Genomic DNA, 3080 nt, shown 5'->3' on the forward strand with positions numbered 1-3080 from the left:
CCCCGGCGTACCTGCGCCACCGTGCGCGCCAGGTTCTCCTGCATCCGCTTCAGCGCCGAGAACAGCTGGCCGATTTCGTTGCTGTTGCGCACCTCCACGCGCGCCGTCAGGTCGCCGGCGGCCATGCGGTCGAAATGCTGGCCCGCTTCTTTCAACGGCATCAGCACCCTGCGCCGCAGGAACACATAGGTTCCGAAGACCAGCAGGGCCGCCATGGCCCCGCCAACGGCCACCGCGCCCAGCACGCCCTGAAAACGCTGCGTGGCCAGCAGGTATTCGTCCTGCAGCTGGCTGGCGCGCCAGAAATCGAAGCCCTCGATGGCCCGTGCAAAGCGCCCTTCCATGGCGTCATGCAGCACTTGCGCCTGCTTCTGGTAGGCGGCCATGTCGGCGCGTTCCAGCATGCCCAGCAGGGGCGCGATGCCGTCCCGCATCAGGGCGGCATAGGCCGAGTCGATTTCGCCCAGGCTTTCCTGCGCGCCTTCCGGACGCGGCAAATTTTTGAAGTACTCGAATTCGGTCTGGGCGCGGTTCATCGAGGCGCTGGCGCGCTGCAGCATGCCTGCCGCCTCGGGCCCCAGGCCGCTGGACAGCGCCACCGGCTGCCCTACGCTGCGCACGATATCCGCGTAGTGCGAATTGGCGGTGCGTTCCAGGCCATTGACGGCGTCTTTATAGCTGTTGACCACGCGCGTCAGGGCATCGCCCACATCCTGCGTCTGGCGTATGCTGGCCAGCGTGCCGTTGCTGACGCGCAGCGACAGCACGCCCAGTGCCGCGCCAATTACCAGCATCAGCGAGAAAAAGCCCAACACGCCCAGCAGGCTGGTGCGTATCTTCATGTTGGCCAGGAACTTGCGCATAGTCTGACAACCCCAGAAATTGACTGGCAGGCGGGCCCGGCATCGCACCCACCTGCGAAACCGCCCTGCCTCAGGCGGCGGCCTTTTCCACCAGCGCCATTTCCTCGCTGGTCATGAGTTTCTCGATGTCCACCAGGATCAGCATGCGGTCGTCCACCGTGCCCAGCCCGGTCAGGTATTCGGTGGAGAGCATGGCGCCGAATTCCGGCGCGGCGCGCACCTGGCCCGCGCTCAGCATCAGCACGTCTGATACGCCGTCGACCACGATGCCCACCACACGCTGGTCCAGGTTCAGGATGATGACGACGGTTTGCTCGTTGTATTCGACGCTGCCCAGCTTGAATTTGATGCGCAGATCCACGATAGGCACGATGATGCCGCGCAGATTGGTCACGCCCTTGATGAACGGCGGCACATTGGCAATGCGGGTCACCGTGGCGGCGTCGTAGCCGCGGATTTCCTGCACTTTCAGGATATCGATGCCGTATTCTTCTTCGCCCAGCGTGAACACCAGGAACTCACTGCCGACGTCTTCGACGCGCGCGGCCTGCGTTTGCGGTTTGACTGCCATGTAAGGTTCTCCGTCAATTCAGGATGGCTTCGGGCTGCGCCCATTTTTCGCGATTGGCCCGCGCCAGGGCGAAAACATCGACAATCAGCGCCACGCTGCCGTCGCCCAGAATGGTGGCGGCCGATACGCCCGGCACCTTGCGGTAATTCGACTCCAGGTTCTTCACCACCACCTGATGCTGTCCCACCAGGTGATCCACCAGCAAGGCAAAACGGCGATCCTGGGCCTGCATGATGACGGCGATGGCCTGGGTGGGGTCCGCCTGCGCGCCGGCCACGCCGAACACCCGGTGCAGTTCGACCAGGGGCAGGTATTCGCCCCGCACCTGCATCACCTGCTCGTCCCCTGCCACGGAGTACATCTGGTCGGCGCTGGGCTGCAGCGATTCGGTCACGTGGTTCAGCGGCAGGATGAAAGTTTCGTCGCCCACCCGCACCGACATGCCGTCCAGGATGGCCAGCGTCAAGGGCAGCACGATGCGGGTAGTGGTGCCCTCGCCAGGCACGCACGACAGTTGCACATGGCCGCCCATGTCCTGGATGTTGCGGCGCACCACGTCCATACCCACGCCGCGCCCGGAAATATCGGTAATCTGTTCGGCCGTGGAGAACCCCGGCGCGAAAATCAGCTGCCACACCTCATCGTCGGGCGTGTTCTCGCTGACAGGCAAGCCTTGCGCAATGGCCTTTTTCAGGATCTTGTCGCGATTCAAACCGCCGCCGTCGTCGCTGACTTCAATGACGATATTGCCGCCATTGTGCTCGGCCGACAGAATCAGCTGCCCCACCGGATCCTTGCCGGCGGCAATGCGTTTCTCGGGGGTTTCAATGCCGTGGTCCAGGCTGTTGCGCACCAGGTGGGTCAGCGGGTCGATGATGCGTTCGATCAGGCTCTTGTCCAGTTCGGTGGCCCGGCCGTACGTCTGCAATTCAATCTGCTTGCCCATTTTCACCGCAATATCGCGCACCAGGCGCGGAAAGCGGCTGAACACGTAGTCCATCGGCATCATGCGGATCGACATCACGGCTTCCTGCAGGTCGCGCGCGTTGCGTTCCAGTTGTTCCATGCCGTTCAGCAAGCGGTCGTGCAGCACCGGATCCAGCGTGGACGCGGTTTGCGCCAGCATGGCCTGCGTGATGACCAGTTCGCCCACCAGGTTGATGACCTGATCGACCTTCTCGACGCCCACGCGTATGGACGTGGATTCTTTATCGGTGGCGGCAGGCGCGGCTGCCCGGGCGGGCTTGGCGGCAGATGCCCCCGGCGCCACCGGGCTTGACGCCGGTGCCTGGGCTGCCGCCGGAGCTTCGCCAGCGGCCTGCGCCACGAAGCCTGCCGTCGCCTGTTCGAATTGCTCTATCACGCCGGCCGCGGGCGCCGCCGCGCGGCGCACATCGAGCTGGTCGGCGTCCACGATGAAGCAGCAAACCGCCTCGATATCGTCGGCCGAGCAAGTGCTGTCCATCCATACTGTCAGGCCGCCCCCTTCCCGGTCATGCGCCAGCACGGTGCCCAGGTTGCCCATTTCTTCCAGCAGCGACTGCGCGTCCTTGTCGGATACGCTTGCAATCCGCAGCTGCAACGGCAGGCCGGCATCGGCCGGCGGCGCGGCCGGCGCGGAAGCCTGGGCCGGAACCTGCGGGGCC

General features: G+C 64.6%; 3 protein-coding genes. All 3 read right to left on the reverse strand.

Annotated elements, in window-relative coordinates; translation table 11 throughout:
* Nucleotides 1-863, reverse strand: an 863-nt coding sequence (locus LPZ50_RS23595; RefSeq protein WP_230665291.1) for a Tar ligand binding domain-containing protein, incomplete at its 3' end; no start/stop codon positions are given.
* A gap of 70 nt (nucleotides 864-933) precedes the next feature.
* The gene (cheW, locus tag LPZ50_RS23600; RefSeq protein ID WP_230665292.1) at nucleotides 934-1434 is read right to left on the reverse strand and encodes a chemotaxis protein CheW; all 501 of its coding nucleotides are present in this window, start codon (nucleotides 1432-1434) and stop codon (nucleotides 934-936) included.
* Between the two features lie 13 nt (nucleotides 1435-1447).
* Nucleotides 1448-3080 (reverse strand): chemotaxis protein CheA (gene cheA, locus LPZ50_RS23605; RefSeq protein ID WP_230665293.1); only part of this gene is annotated, 1633 nt, incomplete at its 5' end.

The sequence above is a fragment of the Bordetella petrii genome (genome assembly GCF_020991325.1).
In the GTDB taxonomy this organism is placed as follows: domain Bacteria; phylum Pseudomonadota; class Gammaproteobacteria; order Burkholderiales; family Burkholderiaceae_B; genus Bordetella_A; species Bordetella_A petrii_E.

What these genes read in the sequence shown, in the direction of transcription:
- cheW (WP_230665292.1), bottom strand. Translation starts at nt 1,434, where the DNA reads ATGGCAGTCAAACCGCAAACGCAGGCCGCGCGCGTCGAAGACGTCGGC.